Origin of the sequence: Nocardia sp. NPDC049707, assembly GCF_040674855.1 — a bacterium.
In the GTDB taxonomy this organism is placed as follows: Bacteria; Actinomycetota; Actinomycetes; order Mycobacteriales; family Mycobacteriaceae; genus Nocardia.
Genome location: NZ_JBFANN010000013.1, coordinates 1 through 18,872, shown reverse-complemented (window position 1 = coordinate 18,872; position 18,872 = coordinate 1). Strand labels below are relative to the sequence as shown.

Annotated in this window: 15 protein-coding genes and 1 pseudogene; 5 read left to right on the top strand and 11 right to left on the bottom strand. The window is 65.2% G+C overall.

Going from position 1 to position 18,872, the window contains the following annotated elements; translation table 11 throughout:
* Window positions 1-256: 256 nt before the first annotated feature.
* From AB0J29_RS14545 to AB0J29_RS14525, 5 genes and pseudogenes are all read right to left on the bottom strand, one after another.
* Window positions 257-1,117 (bottom strand): CbiX/SirB N-terminal domain-containing protein, encoded by an 861-nt coding sequence (locus tag AB0J29_RS14545; protein ID WP_364784858.1) that lies wholly within the window; start codon window positions 1,115-1,117, stop codon window positions 257-259.
* Complete coding sequence (locus AB0J29_RS14540) at window positions 1,114-2,343, bottom strand: uroporphyrinogen-III synthase (protein ID WP_364784855.1); 1,230 nt, start codon at window positions 2,341-2,343, stop codon at window positions 1,114-1,116. The genes AB0J29_RS14545 and AB0J29_RS14540 overlap by 4 nt, the downstream gene beginning before the upstream one ends.
* Window positions 2,340-2,750, bottom strand: coding sequence for a nitrite reductase small subunit NirD (gene nirD / locus AB0J29_RS14535; RefSeq protein WP_364784852.1), 411 nt, complete (start codon window positions 2,748-2,750; stop codon window positions 2,340-2,342). The genes AB0J29_RS14540 and nirD overlap by 4 nt, the downstream gene beginning before the upstream one ends.
* A 64-nt stretch (window positions 2,751-2,814) precedes the next feature.
* The gene (gene nirB, locus AB0J29_RS14530; RefSeq protein WP_364784849.1) at window positions 2,815-5,364 is read right to left on the bottom strand and encodes a nitrite reductase large subunit NirB; all 2,550 of its coding nucleotides are present in this window, start codon (window positions 5,362-5,364) and stop codon (window positions 2,815-2,817) included.
* 388 nt (window positions 5,365-5,752) lie between these two features.
* Window positions 5,753-6,269: pseudogene (locus tag AB0J29_RS14525) on the bottom strand (HTH domain-containing protein); the annotation flags it as partial.
* Window positions 6,270-6,377: 108 nt separating this feature from the next.
* On the opposite strand from AB0J29_RS14525, the gene AB0J29_RS14520 reads away from it, so the two are divergent.
* A complete protein-coding gene (locus tag AB0J29_RS14520) occupies window positions 6,378-6,800 on the top strand; it encodes a VOC family protein (protein ID WP_364784846.1) in 423 nt (140 codons plus the stop codon).
* A gap of 247 nt (window positions 6,801-7,047) precedes the next feature.
* Here the strand turns inward: AB0J29_RS14520 and AB0J29_RS14515 are convergent, their stop codons facing one another.
* Window positions 7,048-8,307, bottom strand: a complete 1,260-nt coding sequence (locus AB0J29_RS14515; protein ID WP_364784843.1) for an MFS transporter — start codon at window positions 8,305-8,307, stop codon at window positions 7,048-7,050.
* Window positions 8,308-8,373: 66 nt separating this feature from the next.
* On the opposite strand from AB0J29_RS14515, the gene AB0J29_RS14510 reads away from it, so the two are divergent.
* The 4 genes from AB0J29_RS14510 (at window position 8,374) to AB0J29_RS14495 (ending at window position 12,626) form a co-directional block, all read left to right on the top strand.
* Window positions 8,374-9,045: an FCD domain-containing protein gene (locus AB0J29_RS14510; protein WP_364784840.1), complete on the top strand. Its 672-nt coding sequence runs from the start codon at window positions 8,374-8,376 to the stop codon at window positions 9,043-9,045.
* A 188-nt stretch (window positions 9,046-9,233) separates the two neighbouring features.
* Entirely contained in the window at window positions 9,234-10,718 is a 1,485-nt protein-coding gene (locus AB0J29_RS14505) for a nitrate/nitrite transporter (RefSeq protein ID WP_364784838.1), read from the top strand.
* Between the two features lie 458 nt (window positions 10,719-11,176).
* Complete coding sequence (locus AB0J29_RS14500; RefSeq protein WP_364784835.1) at window positions 11,177-11,716, top strand: GNAT family N-acetyltransferase; 540 nt, start codon at window positions 11,177-11,179, stop codon at window positions 11,714-11,716.
* 115 nt (window positions 11,717-11,831) lie between these two features.
* Window positions 11,832-12,626 carry a hypothetical protein gene (locus AB0J29_RS14495; protein ID WP_364784832.1) on the top strand — a complete coding sequence of 265 codons (795 nt, stop codon included), beginning with the start codon at window positions 11,832-11,834 and terminating at the stop codon, window positions 12,624-12,626.
* 14 nt (window positions 12,627-12,640) lie between these two features.
* Here the strand turns inward: AB0J29_RS14495 and AB0J29_RS14490 are convergent, their stop codons facing one another.
* The 5 genes from AB0J29_RS14490 to AB0J29_RS14470 form a co-directional block, all read right to left on the bottom strand.
* Window positions 12,641-13,747 (bottom strand): SCO2521 family protein, encoded by a 1,107-nt coding sequence (locus AB0J29_RS14490; protein WP_364784829.1) that lies wholly within the window; start codon window positions 13,745-13,747, stop codon window positions 12,641-12,643.
* 1 nt (window position 13,748) lies between these two features.
* Complete coding sequence (locus tag AB0J29_RS14485; RefSeq protein ID WP_364784826.1) at window positions 13,749-14,765, bottom strand: SCO2522 family protein; 1,017 nt, start codon at window positions 14,763-14,765, stop codon at window positions 13,749-13,751.
* A gap of 46 nt (window positions 14,766-14,811) precedes the next feature.
* Window positions 14,812-15,726 (bottom strand): SCO2523 family variant P-loop protein, encoded by a 915-nt coding sequence (locus AB0J29_RS14480; protein WP_364784823.1) that lies wholly within the window; start codon window positions 15,724-15,726, stop codon window positions 14,812-14,814.
* Between the two features lie 3 nt (window positions 15,727-15,729).
* On the bottom strand, window positions 15,730-17,574 hold the full coding sequence (locus AB0J29_RS14475; RefSeq protein WP_364784820.1) for an SCO2524 family protein: 1,845 nt from the start codon (window positions 17,572-17,574) through the stop codon (window positions 15,730-15,732).
* Between the two features lie 297 nt (window positions 17,575-17,871).
* Window positions 17,872-18,723, bottom strand: coding sequence for a TIGR02569 family protein (locus tag AB0J29_RS14470; protein WP_364784817.1), 852 nt, complete (start codon window positions 18,721-18,723; stop codon window positions 17,872-17,874).
* Between the last annotated feature and the right edge of the window lie 149 nt (window positions 18,724-18,872).

The following is an 18,872-nucleotide window of genomic DNA, read 5'->3' as shown; positions in this document are numbered from 1 at the left end:
GAGCGCCGGGCCGCTGGGCTCTGAGAATCACGAACACCGACGTGCCCGCGCGAAACCGACGTAATCGATACCGGGCCGACCAGCGCACTGCCGTATGCACCTGTGATTGCCGACATTCCATTCAGATCCAGCGATCGCCTGCTGAACCAGCCGCCCACGAGCACAGGTCCTAGTAGGACAAACGCGCCCTGACCTGATCGATCCGATTAAGGCGCGTTTCGCCGCACACATGGGTTCGCACGGCGTCGCGTGTCTGCTACGCGCCGCTGACTTCCACGGGGAATGTATCGGCTCGCATCAGTTCTCGGGCGGCGGCGCGGTAGCGGTCGGCGATCAAACGGACGACCGCCGGGTGGACCCCGATCGGTTCGGCGATGCCATCGGCTCCGGCCTCGCGCAGGCGCAGCTGAAAGAGACCGTGGGCCAGCAGATACGAGGCGATGAAGACACGCTGCGCACCCGACTCACAAAGTTCGGCAACGACTTCCGGCACGCGCGGCGCTCCGATGGCGACGTAGCCGATGCGAACCGGGACACCGAGATGTTCGGCCAACATGCCGGCCGCGCGCCGAACATCCTGGCGCGCACGGGCATCCGAGGATCCGGCCGCCGCGAAGACCACCGCGTCACCGGGCCGCCAGCCCGCCGCGCGCAGCCGCATGGCCATGATGCGGGCCAATGCCGGATCCGGTCCCATCGCGGATGTCACCGCGACCTCGGGATGACCGCTCTCGGCCACTTCACGCGGCACATCTCGATACACGTGGTAGCCGGAGGCGAGGAAGGCCGGAATCACCACGGCGGGAACCGATTCCCCTCGGGCATCGGTCAGATCGCGCAGAACCTCGGACGGCGACGGACCGAGCACGTCCACGAAAGCGGTACGCACCCATGTCTTCTCGGCGGCCTCCAGCCCGCGCGCGACGACGCGATCTGCACAAACCGGAGCCGGGGAGGTATCGGCGTCGCGCGCCGAAAGCGCGACGCCGTACTCCCCCGCGCCACCCGTCATCCCCGCGAGCTCTCGTGTCACCGCCGCGGCGAGCGCGGCGATCATCCGCACACCCCTGGTACTCCTGGTGCCATGTGCGACCAGGACCAGGGCCGGAGCCGTCACCAACTCCCCGCGATCTGTACGTTCCTCGGCGCGCGGGCCGGAGTGGCGATGCCCGCGACCGGCGCACGGCCATCAGCGACGGTGCGTGCAGAATCAGCGGCGTCCAGCGCCAGTCGATAGCCCCGTTTGACCACGGTCTGAATAGCTTTCGGGGTCCCGAGACCGGCGCGCAGCCGCGCGATCGCGGTCTCCACGGCATGGGTGTCGTCACTGCCACCGGGCAGCGCCGCGAGCAGATCCTCCCGGGACACCACCCGACCGGGCTGCCGCGCCAGCGATCGCATCAAGGTCATCGGCGCGGGCGCGAGCTGACGCACCGAACCGTCGACCACCACACACGTCCCGCGCACACTGATGGTGTGTCCAGCGGCCTGAATCCGATTGGCGCGCCGCGGCAATTCCTCAGCGACGTGCCGGGCCAGCGCACCGAGGCGCGCCCGTCCGGGCATCGAGGTCGCCACCCCCAGTTCCTCCAGCGGAGCTGCGGTGATCGGTCCGACGCAAGCGGGCAGCACCTGTCCGCGCAGCGCGTGCAGCACGCCCTCGAGCAGTCCGGTTTCCTTGGCGCGCATCAACATCGACGCCACGGCGGGCGCACTGGTGAAGGTCACGCAGTCCAGGCTGGAGGTGGCGATGGCCTCGATCAGGTGATCCATCGGGCCCTGATCATCCGGTGGCACCCACCGATATACCGGAACCGGAACGACATCCGCACCGGCACAACGCAATACCTCGCAGAAGTCGGGTACCGGCTCCCATTCGGTCGTCGCGCCGTGCAATTGGACGGCGATCCGCACACCCTCAACGCCCTCGGCGAGCAAGTGATCGAGCACCTCGGCCGAGGATTCGGACGCGGGCGACCATTCCTCACGCAGTTCGGCGGCGCGGATGGCGCCCTTGGCCTTCGGCCCACGCGCCAGCATCCTGGTGGACGACAGCGTCAGCCGCAGATCCTCGGCAATGCCCCACCCTTCGGCGGCTTCCATCCAGCCGCGGAATCCGATGCCGGTGGTGGCCACCACGATCCGCGGCGGATCGGCCATGAGCACGCGGGTCACCCGCTCCAGCTCGTTGTCGTCGGCCAGCGGGATAATCCGGATGGCGGGAGCGACGATAATACCGGCGCCCTGTCGGGTGAGCAGCGTGGCGAACTCATCAGCCCGCCTGGCGGCCGTGACACCCACCGTGAAACCGGCCATACAGGCACCCGTATCGATTGTCGTCATGCCGATCCACCATCCGTGGCGACGAGCGCGGCATCGACCGGCTCATTGGAAATCGAAACGATGCGATCGTCGACGCGCACCGCGTACACCGGCAATGTCACCGAATCGTCGTCCAGGCAGTGCCCGTCCAGCAGCGAGAACGCCTGCTTCAACAGCGGCGAGGCCACGACCGGAATACCGCCGCGATCACCGACGATCCCGCGCGATAGCACTGCCGCCCGGCCGATCGGATCGATATTGCCGACGGCGGCGAGGGCGCCATCGGTCATCAGGAACAGAGCGGCCTGACGGCCACCCTTCAGCAACACCGCGACGCCGCGGCCGGGAATCAGGTAGTCGATTCGGCACGCCCGCGTCCAGCCCGTGGTGGTAGCTGTGGCAATGCCGGGGGTATCCATCACGGTCATCGGTGTCATCCTCCAAACGCCTTACCCATTGGTACCGGCGTTCTGTTTCTTCGGGGTTAAGCGGCTATTTCCCGCGTATGGCAACCGGGATTTCCGGCATGCCGAGCAGCACCGGCACCTTCCGTTCCCCGGTCTCATCGAACGAAATGGTCGGATCGGCCGCTTCCGGGGCATTGACGAAGGACACGAAACGCGACAGTTTCTCCTCGTCCTCGAGCACCGCGGCCCATTCGTCGCGGTAACCGTCGATATGCCGGGCCATGGCCGCCTCCAGATCCGCGGCGATACCGAGGCTGTCCTCGCACACGACCTGCTCGAGGTACTCGATGCCGCCGTCCAGCGCCTCCTGCCACGGCGCGGTGCGCTGTAGCCGGTCGGCGGTGCGGATGTAGAACATCAGGTACCGGTCGATGTACTTGATCAGCGTCTCGTCGTCGAGATCACCGGCCAGCAGCACCGCGTGCTTCGGGGTAAGACCACCGTTACCGCCGACATACAGGTTCCAGCCATGGTCGGTGGCGATCACACCGACGTCCTTACCGCGCGCCTCGGCACATTCCCTGGCGCAACCGGAAACGGCCAGCTTCAGCTTGTGCGGCGAACGCAGACCGCGGTAGCGCTGCTCCAGCAGTACCGCCATACCGACCGAATCCTGCTGACCATAACGGCACCAGGTGGAGCCGACGCAGCTCTTCACGGTGCGCAGCGACTTGCCGTACGCGTGCCCGGATTCCATGCCGACATCGACGAGGCGCTGCCAGATCCGTGGCAGCTGTTCGACGCGGGCGCCGAACATGTCGATGCGCTGACCGCCGGTGACCTTGACATAGAGGCCGAAGTCCTTGGCGATCTGACCGATGGTGATCAGCTGATCCGGGGTGACCTCACCGCCGGGCATCCGCGGCACCACCGAGTAGGTGCCGTTCTTCTGCAGATTCGCCAGAAAGTGGTCGTTGGTGTCCTGCAGCGCGGCCTGTTCACCGTCGAGGATGTGCTCGCTCGAGGTGGAGGCCAGAATGGAGGCGACCGTCGGCTTGCAGATATCGCAGCCGGTGCCCGTTCCGTACTTGGCGATCAGGCCCGAGAAGCTGCGGATGCCGGTGACCTGGACGATCTGGAAAAGCTCTGCCCGCGACTGCGAAAAGTGCTCGCACAGCGCCTTGGACATCTCGACGCCGGACTGCTCGAGCAGCTTCACGAGCATGGGAGCGCAACCGCCGCAAGAGGTTCCGGCGGACGTGCACTTCTTGACGCTCGCGATATCGCAGGCGCCCGCTTCGATGGCCCCGCAGATCGCACCCTTGGAAACGTTGTTGCAGGAGCAGATCTGGGCATCGTCGGGCAGTGAGTCGGCACCGAGTTCGGCACCGGCGGGCGAGATCAGTGCGGCCGGTTCGGCGGGCAGCGGACGCCCGACCAGCGGACGCAGCGCCGAGTACGCGGTCACGTCACCGACCAGGATGCCGCCGAGCAGGATCCGCGCGTCATCGGATACGACAAGTTTCGCGTAGGTGCCCTTGGCGGCGTCGTGCAGTACGACCGGTAGCGCGCCCTCGGTGGTGCCGTGCGCGTCACCGAAGCTGGCGACATCGACGTCGAGCAACTTCAGCTTGGTCGACATATCCGCGCCCGGGAATTCGCCCGCGCCACCGAGCATTCGGTCCGCGACGATCTCGGCGGTGGTGTAGCCGGGGGCGACCAGGCCGTAGCAAACACCTTCCACCGCAGCACATTCGCCGATCGCGTAGATATTCGGATCGGAGGTCTGCAGGCCGAGATCGGTGACGATTCCGCCGCGCGGGCCGACCTCGATGCCGCTGTCGCGGGCGATCCGGTCGCGCGGCCGGACACCGGCGGAGAAGACCACCAGTGCGGCGTCGATCACCGTGTCGTCGGAGAGCGTAACCTTCAGGCGCGCAGCCGCTCCCGCATCCGCGACGGTCTCGATCGACGCGGTGCCGACACCGGTGTGCACCTGCAGTCCGAGGTCGGTGACCAGCTTCTCCAGGATGGCGCCACCACCCTCGTCGACCTGAGCGGGCATCAGGTGGGTGTTGAACTCGACGACATGCGGCGTCATACCGAGCAGACGCAGCGCGTTGGCCGCTTCCAGACCCAGCAGACCACCACCGACGACCACACCGGCCGCACCGGGTCCGGCCGCGGTGGCCGCCGCGCGAATGCCGTCCAGGTCATCGATGGTGCGGTAGACGAAGCACTCCGGCAGATCGTGACCGGGCACCGGCGGTACGAACGGGTACGAACCGGTCGCCAGCACCAGCGCGTCGTAGGCGATGGTGTCGCCCGCCGAGGTGGTGACCTTGCGCGCCGCGCGGTCGATGGACTGCGCGGACTGGCCGAGGCGCAGCTCGACCAGCTCGTCACCGGCGTATTCGTTACCCGGCAGCGCCAAGGCGGCGGCATCCCCAGTGCCGACATACGACGAGAGTCCGACGCGGTCGTAGGCGGGCAACTGCTCCTCGCTGAGGATGACGACCTGCCACTGGCCTGCCTCGTCCCTGGACCGCAGCGCCTCCACGAACCGGTGCCCGACCATGCCGTGGCCGGCGACAACGACGGTCTTGCGCTGGGTGGGGTCGACTGTCGAGTTCATGACCGTCCTCCCTTGATGATTCGGCGTCCGGGTCGGGCCGACCTGCTGGAGGACCGGGACGGGTTGCCTGCCTCGGCTTCGAGGAGGAGCGCCACGGCCAACGCGACGACTTCGGAGTCGAGCGGCCTGCCGGGCCGCGACACACCCTCGGCATCCCAATGCTCGATGTTGTGGTTACACGTGGGCGTGCTCAACAGGGGCCTCCCAAAATCGGTTAGCCCCAAGGTAGGAAACGGGTATTGCCGAAATGCTGCCCCAAATGACCGTCAAATCAACGGTTGCTCACGATTACCGGGTAAGCCGGGTGAGTTTCAACGAAAATGTTTCGGGCATGTGACACACCGATTTCCGCGCATCACGAACAGCCGATCTTCGAAGTAATGGCCGGCTTCGGTGATCGACCGGCTGCGGCGCAGCGGATGCGTAGTTTGTGTCCGGTCAGCACCGCACGCCGAATCTCGATCATCGTCGTGTCGGGGGATCTCCTCGGTGACGAGTCGGCGCGAGAGTAGGTCGGTATCGGGATCGATGAGTAGCCGCTCGGCCACGCCGACCGCGGTGTTCCGGTTGCTCTCGGGCAGCGCGTCGACGACCTCGAGCACGGCCGAGGCGAGTGCGGATCCGAGTCCGAAAGCCTGTGCGCCGCGCCGCGATCCGGCTACCAGCAACGCGAGTGCTTCATCGTCGGTCAGGCCGGTGAGTTCGGTCCGGAATCCGGGTAGCAGGGCGAAGCCGCCGTGTCGGCCGCGCTCGGCGTAGCCGGGGACGCCGGCCAGAGACAGCGCCTCGATGTCACGGAGCACGGTACGAGTGGATACCTCCAACTCCCGGGCAAGCACACTGGCGGACAGGTGTCCACGCTGGCGCAGTAGTAGCACTAGGGAGACCAGTCGGTCGGCGCGCATACATGAAGTCTTACCGGTAATCACGACAGGAGATGTCGTGATTAGTTGAGATCCTGATTCGGCGACCATCGGACGGCCCGATAGGTCACGTCACGAAGGAGCGTCCAAATGGGGTCTCAGGTCAATCCGTGTATCACGTTCAACGGCAATGCACGGCAGGCGATGGAGTTCTATCGGCAGGTGTTCGGCGGCGAGCTGGAGATGGGAACCGTCGCGGACTTCGGCTCACCGGACGCACCCAACGCCGACAAGATCATGCACTCTCGTCTGGACACACCGGTCGGCTACACGCTGATGGCATGGGATTTCCCCGACGACAGGCCGGGCCATCCTCCTTATCAGCCAGGCAACAACGTCGCGGTCTTCCTCGGCGGCGACGACGGCGAACTGCGCGACTACTTCCAGAAGCTGTCTGTCGGTGGCACCGTCACTCTGCCGCTGGAAACCCAGGTCTGGGGCGACGAGGCGGGCTCGCTCGTGGACCGGTTCGGGATCAGCTGGATGTTCAACATCACCGCCCAGCACAGCTGAAAGACGACGGGGTCACCCGTGTCCAGCGAAGAGTTGAGCGCCGAGCTGGAACGGATCCCGCGGCGACCCTTCCACGCGAAGTTCCAGCTGCGCGGCCGGAGCGCGGATCTCAGCGTTCCCGCCGAGCAGACCGAATGGTCGAGGTAACTCACCGGGTACGCCTAAAACCAGCCGCGCACACGACGCAGGACCTGAGCGCAAGCCGCGCGGCTCTTGCTTGTACAGCCTGAAGAGGCGGACGAGTCTATTAATTCCAGGTGTCTTCGAGCATGCGTGGTTTGCACGCCTGCCACGCACCGATGAGCAGCACCAGAACCGCGATGACCAGCATCCCGAACGGCGCGGCCCAGCCGTTGGTCGCACTGCGCAACATGCCGAACAGCACCGGACCGACACACGCCACCGCGTATCCGACCCCCTGAGTGAAGCCCGACAGCGCCGCCGAACCCTGCGGGGTCCTGGTGCGCATATTGATCAGCGTCAATGCCATCGGGAAGGTGCTCGGGCCCAGGCCCAACAGCACGACCCACAGCAGCGGCGCACTCATCGGCGCGATCAGCAGTCCGGCGAATGCGGTGAAAAAGAAGACGGCACAACCCACTACGAACGGGAACGGATTGCGGAACCGCGCGACCACCGTCGGCGCAGCGAACGCCGGCACCAGACCCATCAGCGCGAACACACCGACCATGGTTCCGCCGAATCCGGCACTCGCACCCGCCTCGGACAGGATCTTGGGCAGCCAGGTGAACACGGCGTAGGTGGTCAGCGAGGTCATGCCGAACATGCCCGCCATGCCCCAGGCCACCGGCGAACGCCACACCTTGCCCTTGGGCTCCTGCGTACGCGGCGGCAGCCCGGTGCTGTCGACCCGATCGTTGCCGCGGCGATCGCGCAGCACACCGAGCCACGGCAGAGCGGCCGCGAAGCCGAGAATTGCCCACAGTCCCAAGGAGATCCGCCAGCCGTGCGCGTCGGCGACGGGCACCGCGATCAGCGCGGGCACCACGGTGCCGATTTGGACCATGGTGATGTACAGCGAGCTGACCAGCGCGAGCCGGTCCGGGAAATACCGTTTGACCAGCGGCGGAATCACCACATTGCCGATGCCCATACCGCCGAGTGCCAGTGCGGAGAAGATCAGCAATTCGGCCGTGCCGCCGACCGCCGCCCGGATCAGCATGCCGAGTCCGGACATCAGCATCGCGACCAGCGCGGTGCGCTCCAGCCCGATTCGACGCGCGAAAAGCGGGGTGAGCAGACCCGAAATCGAGAACATCAGCGTCGGGATCATGCCGAAGACACCGACGACGGCCGTCGAGTAACCGATATCGGCGCCGATGCGCTCGGCCAGTGGCGTGAATGCGGTGACGGCGACCCGGAGGGTGAGCGCGGACATCACAATGGCGGCGAGGACGAGCAGTCGGCCTTCGGTCAGTGCACGTTTGCGCCGCTCGACCCGGACGTATTCCGGGCGAACCGTGGTTTCCGGGAGAGTTGCTGACACTTGCGAAATCATAGGATGACCCGATGACAGGGGGCAAGGATTTGTGATGAGCGGTACTCTGATGCCGTGCAACCCGTCCGGCGGACCAGCCTCATTGCCCAGGTAACCGAGCAGCTGCGTGCCGAAGTTCGTTCCGGCCGTTGGCCTATCGGCTCCCGAATCCCCACCGAACCAGAGCTGACCGAGCTCAGCGGCACCGGGAGAAATACGGTACGCGAGGCGGTGCAAGCGCTCGTCCACGCCGGGATGTTGGAGCGGCGCCAAGGTTCGGGCACCTATGTCATCGCGGCCTCGGAGGTCGGCGGCACGCTCGCCAAGTACTTCGCCGACGCGGAGGAACGCGATGTGCTGGAACTGCGGATGGCCATGGACACCAACGCCGCGGCATTGGCCGCGCGCCGGCGCGATGAGACCGATGTCGCGAATCTGCGGCGACTGCTGGAAGAACGCAGCCGGCAGCACTGGGACGAACAGAACGTCGCGGCGATCGAAGCCGACGTGGAACTGCACCGCGCGATCGTCGTAGCCAGCCATAACGCGGTATATCTCGAGTTCTACGATTCGCTGCTGCCGATTATCGAACAGGTGATCCGGGCGCGATCCGCGAAATCCGACGATGCCTACGATGCGGAGCACAATGAATTGGTGCATGCCGTCATCGATGGCGATCCGGAACGAGCGGCTCAGGCCGCGCGCTGTTTCCTCACCTCGTTGATCGCCGAATACCCGGATAGGTAGACCTCTGGTCGAACGACCGAACCCCTTGCGCCCGACCAGGTAGCCAACAGGTCACCGATCGACTCACCACTGTGTGAGTCGGATTTGCCGGGAATGTCACTCGGGGCCATTTACCCGCAACAACCGGCTCCTACCTTTGTCTCGACCGTAGCTCGGCGAACCCACCGAGCCAGATCGAGAGGAAGCCGATGACCGCCGCAGTCGCTGCCACCGGCCAGCAGTCGGAAACCCCAGCATTCACACATCAAAAAAAGGGGCGCTGGCTCGACCACTGGGAGCCGGACAACACCGAATTCTGGGAATCGGGCGGCAAATACACCGCCCGCAAGAACCTGATCTGCTCCGTGTTCGCCGAGAATCTCGGCTTCAGCATCTGGGTCATCTGGGGCACCGTGGTGACCAGCATGGGCCCGGCGGGCTTCGACTTCCTGGCCGGACTCGGCGAGGGCAACCCGAGCGCGGTGAGCAACGCGCTGCTGCTGACCTCCACCCCGACGCTTGTCGGTGCGGCACTGCGCATTCCGTATACCTTCGCCATTCCTAAGTTCGGCGGGCGCGCGTTCACGGCGTTCAGCGCGGTCATGCTGCTCATCCCGACGCTGGGCCTCGCCTACTTCGTCAACCACCCCGGCACCCCGATGTGGGTGTTCATGGTTCTGGCGGCGCTGGCCGGCTTCGGCGGCGGAAACTTCTCGTCGTCGATGGCCAATATCTCGTTCTTCTTCCCAGAGGGGAAAAAGGGTGCGGCCCTTGGTATCAACGCCGCGGGCGGCAATCTCGGTGTCGCGCAGACCCAGTTGGTGTTGCCGCTGCTGATCACCCTCGGCACGCACATCGTGGCCGCGGACGCGGCGGGCTACCGCTTCGGTATCACGCTGTCGGTGCTGGTGTGGGTGCCGTTCATCCTGATCGCCATGTTCGGCGCGCTGCGGTACATGGACAGCATCAGCACCGCCAAGGCCGACGGCAAGTCCTACAAGCTGGCGCTGACCAATAAGCACACCTGGGTGATGTCGTTCCTCTACATCGGCACCTTCGGTTCGTTCATCGGCTTCTCCTTCGCCTTCCCGACGCTGATCAAGGCCAACTTCCCGAATCTGGCCGATATCGGCTGGATCACCACCCTCGGTAACCTCGCCTTCCTCGGCGCGCTGGTCGGCTCGTTCAGCCGTCCGTTCGGCGGCTGGATCGCCGATAAGGTCAGCGGCGCCAAGATCACCATCTATGTCTTCGGCGGTATGGCGATCGCGTGTGTACTGATCATGGTGGGGTTGCGGGCGAATAGCTTCCCGCTCTACCTGATCGCATTCCTGGCGCTGTTCGTGCTCTCCGGCATCGGCAACGGTTCGACCTACCGGATGATCCCGTCCATCTTCTGCGCCGAAGCCGAGAAATACGCCGCCGAACACGGACTCGACCGCACCGACGCCGCGGCCTCGGCCAAGCGGCAGGCCGGTGCCGCGATCGGTGTCATCGGCGCGATCGGCGCCTCCGGCGGCTACCTGCTCCAGCAGGCACTTCGCCTGTCCAACATCAACTTCCACAGCATGAACCCGACCTTCTGGGCCTACTCGGGAACCTTCCTTGTCATGGCTGCGGTCACCTGGTTCTTCTACCTGCGCTCCTCGTTCGCCGTGACCCGCGTCCCCTCACTGGCCTACGCCAACGTCTGACCACCGCATCTGTTAGACCCGAATGCCGCGCCGGAAGAGGTCCCCAGCGCGGCATTCGGCCGTCCACGAGTCGAATCACATTGCTGTGGGCGGATATCACGCCGAGTCAGTAGGCAGCATGAGGGGGCTCCGGCGAGATGGCACGCATCCGCAACACCGAGGCATCCGATCTCGACGAGCTGAATTCGCTGGATGCACAATGCTTCCCATCCGACACCACCTGCTCGACCACCTGATATCGCTGCTGCGGCGTTCCAGTAATAGGAAACCGCCAATCGACACAGCGCCAGTGTCGATCCCCTTGTCGATCAGTCATCTGTCCGAGCCCATCGGTGAGCGACGGCCGCTGGGGAAGCGATCGGGCTGGGATACCCGCGACTGAGCTTTGGCGGTCTCGGCCCCGCGCGCGCGTCGGGGCTTTACGCTGGACAGCAGACTCACACCGGGAGAGGTGAGCATTGGATAACTCCACGGGGGCGGGGGAACCGGTATTCCGGACCGCGCGATTGGCGGATCTCGACGATATCGCCGCGCTGGAGCGGGAACACTTCGGCGATCTGTGCTACCCGTATGTCACGCTGCGACAACTGTTCGACCTGCACGGACCCGATTGGGTGGTGGCCGAAATCGGCGGCAGAGTGCGCGGCTACGCACTCGTCGGCGTCGGCACCCGCCGACGTGGCTGGGTGATGGGTCTGGCGGTCGCACTGAAGTACCGCAACCGCGGCCTCGGCCGGGCGCTGCTGGACCAGGCGGTGACGAGTTGCCGCACCGCACAGGCGGATTCGGTGTACCTCACGGTGCGGCCAACCGATCAGCGCACGGTCGAGCTGTACAAGAACGCCGGATTCCGTTGGGCCGGACACGAACAGCGCTACTTCGGCGCGAACGAACCGCGAGATGTACTGGTACACCGCATCGATCACTGGCCGACCACCTCGCAGCTCCCAGGACCGAACGACAAGCGGTGGCTCAAGGGCGGTCGAGCACCGGATTGATAGTCGAATCACGTTGGTATGGTGGATATCACATCGAATGTGACGGCTGCACCCGGGGGAACACACGATGACCGAATACGCGAGCTTATCCCAACTATCACCTGCGGTGAATTCGATGACGATGCTGATCGATCGGCATGCCGATCGGTACGCCGGTGAGATCGCCGAATACTTCCAACAGGCCGGCGCCGGATCCGAACAGCGGCTACTCGACACCTTCAACACCCACGTCGAGACATTGGAGCTCGACTACGACCCGGTAAAGATTTCCCAGCCCGGCGACAGCCTGGTCTTCTCCCATATCTACGAGGTGGCGGAGGAACCCGCCGCGGACGACGACGGACCCCTGCCCGCGCTGACAGCTCTGCTCGCCGCCGAGGTCGAATTCCGCGGCCCACGACGGCTGAGCCGCACTCAGAACACCCGGATCGCCCAGACCTATGAGTATCTCGGCCGCGCGCTGATCGCCGCCGATCTGCCCCAACATGCCGCACTGGCTTTCAAACGCGCGGTGGGACTGCACCGCGTCGAGGAGGACTTCGATGCGCAGGACCGCTGCGGACACGCCTTGGCACAAGCTCGCTGCCGCTCCATCGATCCGGCCTGGAAGCGGATCCCGCATTGGACCCTGGAAGTGTTGTGCGGCTATGGTTTTCGGCCGTTCCGCCTGCTCTGCTGGATCGCCGCCGTCCTGCTCATCAGCACCGTCGTGCTGTGGGCCACCGACGGCCAGCCGATCCCGACCGCGCTGCACATGTGCCTGATCAACTACCTGAATCCACTCGGCCTCGGCGATCTGGAGGACATCAGGGGCGCCGGACGGACACTTCTGACCATCGAGGCCTACGCCGGACTCGTGCTCAACTCGCTGTTCTTCGCACTGCTGGTCCGGCGATGGTTTCGAATCTGATGCCGCCGCGGCGGCTAATCCGCGCTGTAGTCCTCGGTGCCGATCCTGGTGTGCCGCACCGCATCCAGCGTCGCCACCAGCACCCGATTGTGCAGTTGATCGATCAAGGCCCGCCGTCCCGCGGTGAAATCCGGATCGGTGTTCAGCTGCGTCCAGAGTCCGCGCAGCGCCGGTGGCGTATGCGCGCCGGGCACCCACAGATGTGCCAGGTGGTGCAGCACCGGGGCCAGCACCGCCACCGATTCCGCACTGCCCGGTGCGAACAGATCGGATTGCTCCAGCGCCGCGGCGGTGACCGACAGCAGCCAATCGTGCACCGCGAGATCCTCACAGAACCGCTGCACGTCGGCGAGTTCCGCCTCGGTGCGCACGGTGATCAGCGCGGTGCGAACCGTATCGTTCTGCATCCGGAACCACACCACCGGCTGCGCCGGATCGCCGATCCGCGCCGCCCAGCGCAGCCTGGTCGTTCCCGATTGCACCGGCGTGTTCTGGTCCAGGCGATGATCCATCCGGATGCGGCCGAGCAGCCGATTGGCGATCGACGCGAGATCTAGGGTGCCCACCGGCGCCGGGCCGGCGGCCAGGAAGCCCTCGACCAGCCGGGCGCCGGTTTCCGCGGTGACCTTGGTGATCACCTCGGATATGCCGACCTGGCTCAAATAGTGCGACCACGTACGGCGCTGATCGCCAGCGGCTCGAACGACTCTGGTCTGCGCCGAACTCTGCAGCACCCGCCCACCGACCACGACCGCATGCATTGCCACCGTGCCGATCGCCCGCACATCGGTATGCGACGGAGCGGCCAATCGACAATCCACCCCCTCGGCGATGGTCGGCGACACCGCAAGCGACATCGGCCGCTCCCGCCATAACATCGGACGGCCCGGCACCAGCTCGAGCAGTTCCTCGAGATCACCGCGCGACAGCGGCGTCGCCGCGGGCAGCAGGCAGGTGTCCACCTCGCCGAATACGATCAGGGGGCCGACGGGTGTCCTGGTCTGCGCCGCACCCGCGCGCTCCAGCAGGCGCACGGCTCGGCCGCGGCGCAGCTGCCGCAAGTGCGGCGTGGAGCGGGCCGTGCGTACCCGGCGCGCGGCCGCATCGTTCGGTTCGTTCACGTCAGGATCCGTCCAGCAGGAAATGGGTGAGGCGTTCGGTCACCTTGCGCGATACGGCGATACCCTCCTCGTTACCTCGGGCGACGATCTGATCGACCACTTCATCGTCGAGTTGGATGTGATCGAGTATTACTCGCACCGCGTGCTCGATACCCAGATATCGCTGTGGCAGTAGCGAAAGTGACCGATATGCGGCAAATGGTTTGGCCCGTGGATTCAGCTGCACCACCGCGGGCATCTCCCACCAACTGCCGGGCCATGGCATACCCGGATCCCACGGCTGCGGCTCGACCACCGGCATACCGTCGAAACGCAGCATGCCCAGTCGCAGCAACTGCCAGACGGCGGCCAGATACGGGCAGGACCATTTGGTGAATACTTCCTTGCGCCCGTTTACCTTTCGGGTCTGCTTGGTCCACATTTCGACATCGAGAAAAATCGAATGCTCGCGCCGCCCGAACTCCTCGGCCGGTTCGTACGGCTCGTCGTGCATGGCCTGTTCCGAGGGATCATCGGAGGCACGTCGGCCATTGCACAGCCAGCCGGATTCCGCGGTCGGTGGCCTGCGACCGTTCGCACCCTCGGGCGGTTCGGCCACGATGCGGGCGCGAACCAACTCGGCCAACTCGATACGCGGCGCGCTCACCGCGCCGTACTCGGCTGCCGGAACCTCCCAGCAGCCCGCCTCGCGCGCTAAATAGTCGATGGCCAAACCGCATTCGTCGGCATTGTGCAGCAATGTATCGAGGATTTCGCCGGGATTGGTATCGGACCGAAAATAGTCGTCGACCAGAAAGCAGGTGCTCACTCTGGCACGGGGACCGAATTCGATTTTCGCGGCCTCGGTGAATGCCGCGACCAGCGGCACGATCCGACGAAACTGCGCGCGAATCTTCTCCTGACCATTGGCCAGATCGTGCATATAGAAATGTCCGACCTCGATCGACACATGGGACAGTGGCACCCTGGCGACGCGCGGGTGCTCGGTAGCTTCGCTGTACCCTGCTGCATACTCCATGTGCTCGAAATCCCTTTCCAGGACAGTGTTCTCGAGTTCGGTCGATTCAGATTCGGCGCCAGGTGGCTGGATCGAGCACGCGATCGGTGAGTGTGTCGAAGGCCTCGACGGTTGCCTTGTTGGCAATTTCCTTCTGCACGTCGATATCCAGGATCAACTGTTCGCGCCACTGCAAAACCGGCTCGACCGGGGTCTCGCCGAGCATCGCGCTCGCACCGACCTTGTTCGTCGATGCCAGCCTTTTCAACATGGAGTCCTGCTGGTGCAACCAAGCCGCCTGCGGCCCAGGGGATTCGGTCGCCTCGTTCAATTGCGGCACTGCGGTGCGCACGTACCGGATGTTGTCCAGCAGCGCCTCGCGATCGTGGCCCGCGCCCTCGCCACAATCGAGCAGTCCATACTCGCCGCGCACCAGACCGTGTGCGGCGATGATGTGCTGACGGGTCCAACGATGAAATACCAACCAGCGCACTGTTCGCCCGGCCAACTGCGGCAAAGCCGTTGCCTTGAGCGCGATTTCCATCGCCACCGAGCGCCCCGCGCTGAGATCGACAAGGCAGACGTCGAAATCCTGATCGAGCTCTAGCAGCAACTTGGCGCAGTTGTCGAGGGCGCGGTCATCGATCTTGGCGAACTCCGCGCCACCGGCATCACCCGGCAACAAGAACAGTTTGCCGGTTCGCGTGCGCATCTTACGCAATTCGCGTCGATCGGTGTTGTCCCGCACGTCGATTCGGGCCGGCACGCCCGCCTTACCGAGCAGATAGGAGTGCAGCCCGTCGCCACCGGAGATACCGCGTTCGACACCGCTGATCTCGAAAAGCGCACCCGCGGTGGGGGAACCGAAATCGAAATCGAGATAGGCGACCCGTCTACCCCGCACACACATCCGATAGGCGAGATTGCAGCTGGTCACCGAGCGGCCGGTGCCGCCCTTGTCCGAGGTCGCGAACACGATCATGCGCTAAGGGTTCCTTGTCGCGTCGCGGCGGCCGGTGGCCAGTCGGTCGATTTCACGCAGCGCGGCGAAGGCGTGCACGAAGGTGGTCGCGGAATCGTTGCGCACCAACCGCCTGGCCTGGTCGATATGGTCCTCCACGCGATCGAGCGTGGTCCGATTGCCCGAGGTGTCATCGATGCTCACACCGAGCATCTCCTGATCGAACCGATGCTCAGCGGTATTCAGCATGAGCCGCGCGATCTCCTGCAGATCCGGCCAGTTGGGCGGCGGTTCGCGGTAGGTCCGGTCCGCGGCCACCAGACATTCGATGACGCGTTCGGTCATGTACCAGGACGGTTTTGTGACCTCGACAGCGCCGTTCTCCCCGAACGCGCCCGCTGGGTCATCCCACAGCCCGGGCGCTCCGACGCGCAACATGCGCCGATCCAGATGCTCCATCACCGATTTGGCCAATTCCATCAGCTTGTCGCGGGCCGCGACATTGTTGGACAGCCTGGCCGTCTGCAGCATTCGCTTGAGCAGCACCGCCGAGAAGTCCGAAACCTCCCATTGCAGCCTCGGTCCGTCATCGACGACCTCACTGCCCCGCAGGGTCAGCCGCACGCCGGGAGTGTGCATCGCGACCGCGGGATCCTCGCGCATGGTCCGCCGAATGATCCGGCCTCGGCCGGCCAATTCGTCGAAAATGGCCACGGCCCTTGTCAAATCGTCATCGGAAGCGGTGCGCGCGACCAGATCCTGGATCAGTACCGCGGATACGATGAGACTGAAGTAGTCCGACTGCTCACCATCGGAGGTACGCCACGGAATATCCTCCAGCGGCCAACTGCCCGAGCCGAAGCGCGCGACCGTCGACCAATAGCGCTGGGTCAGCTCCCAGCGGGTACGCAGGGCCTGGGCCAGCCGGTGCTGCTTCTCGTCGAGCAGACCGAGTTCACCGGTGCGCGGGGAGACCAGGTCGTTGATGCCGTCCAGTGCGACGACCGTGAAATAGAGGTATGGGCGCGGATCGGCGATGCCCTTCTGACTCGCGATCTGCGCCTCGACGAAGTCGACCTCGGTGGCGTCTTGCACCACACCCCAACTCCACCCGCATTCGAACAGCAAATTCTCGTTTTCGAGTTCCTTGACCGTTTCCTCCTGGCCGAGGGTGACATCGCTGCGCAACCGTGCCCGCACCCGTTCCAGACTGCGCCGCACACCGTCGACCATGGCCTGCTCGGGCTCGCCGGTCTGGTTCAGCATTTCCAGAATCGCCTGTCCCTCACGGGATTTCGGCTTCACGGTATTGACGACGAAGCTGCGAACCAGTCCGGTCATCGCCGCGGTGAGCCGCGCGCTGAGCTGCTCGCTGAGACCATCGATCCGCTGCGTCAGGTCCCCCGGTCGCGCCCAGCCGCGGAACGCACGCAAGAAACGCAGGCCAGCCATACAGACGGTCAGCGACATCGAGTACGAGTCGACGACTTCGATGCCGCGCTGCGCCGCATTGGGTTCGCGCTCATCGGTAGAGCGGAGATAGCTGCCCGAGGAGAAATTCGGCTGCCCGTCGTTTCGCGTGTTCCGCTCGATATAACGTTCGAGCAGCCAAACCATGAAGCTGCCGATCTGCGTCGGACCGCCGAGTGGTTCGAGGACCGAACTGACGTCGTCCTCCATGCGATCCGGATTGTCCAGTGCGAAGGTATCGATCTCGGTGGCCGGATACAGCAGGCAGAGCAACTGCTCGGAGTCGCTGATGGAGTTGGCGTCCATCAGCCCGCCCCAGCGCCAGTCCGTACCATCCCAGCACGCGGCGAGCATCGCGCGCCACACATCCAGAATCTGTTGCCTCGGTTGGATTCTCACCTGCTGCCGTCCTCACCCCATGTCGCAGGCGCGCCGGTCCACACCGCGTCCACGAACGTCAAATTAGCACGGGCACAACGCTTACGCTGGCTCCACGAGGGTCCGATCTGGTTCCATTCCGGCATCGGTGGAATCGGTCGCGAGGCCGTCCGAACACGGGCAACCGCGGAGCATCCGGCAGCCCGCAGAGCAGGTAGAGCAATCGCCGCCTGACGGCGGTCGTCCGAGCATAGAACAATCGATGCAGCACACGGCGCCGGATCAGATAACCAGGCGATTACATGGTCGGGACGAAACTCAGAGCATCAGGCGAACCATATCCGCGGTGCGCGCCAATCCGGGAAACGCTTCGGGGGTCGAGCGGGGGTGCAGCGCATGCACAGCAAGCCGAAACATGACCGCGCGCAACAACATTTGCGGCCACTCGGCCAAATCGGACCAGCGGTCGAGCAGGCCGTCGTCGGCGCCGCCCCAGGCGAGCGCGTCGACGACGATGACACCGGCGGCCCATGGTGCGGGGCGCCAATACGGAGTGATGTCGGTCAGGCCCGGGGTGAAGACTCCGGCGAAAAGTACCGTTCCGAACAGGTCTCCGTGCACCAGTTGCGCGGGGGTTTGGACCGGTTTGCGCAAGGTGGCCAGTTGGCCGATCAGTTCCATACTGCGTTGGCCGTCGGGGGAGGTTGCCGGAGTGATGCCACCGGCGCGCAGACTTCGCAGCGGCACCGGCTCCCAGGCGGCGCGGTCAGCGGCGACGAAGACGTCGACATCGACCCAGGGGGTCACCGGCGGCTGGACCAGGAAACGCGGTCGTTCGAGCTGTGCCGTGGCCTGATGTAGTCGCAGCGATACCGAAACGACCTCGTCATAGCGCGGCTCGGGCACACCTTCCAGGTAGGTGTCGGCGCGCCAACCGGATACCACATAGCGGCCGTCGGTGGCCCGCACGGGGCGTGCCACGCGTAGGCCGTCCACCTTCAGGGTTTCGCGGACCTTCGCCGACCATGCCGCCCTGGCATGATCGGCCACCGGGCTCAGCACGACGTCACCGAGCCGCCAGCCGCCGTCCCAGTCTCCCAGCGAAACCGGCGTCACTTCGCGCAGACCGAACGTGGCGCGCACGTGCTCGGGGGGTTCCACAGAAGTCACGGCCGTACGGTACCTGTGTTGAATTTGGCACGCCTGCGGCGCGCCGTGTGCTGTGTCGTTGGCAGCGCCTGCGGCGCTGCGTGTTCGCGGCCCGTCTCGCGTCCGAGTCGTCGAGACTCGCGACTTCGTCGCATGCGCTTCGACGACTC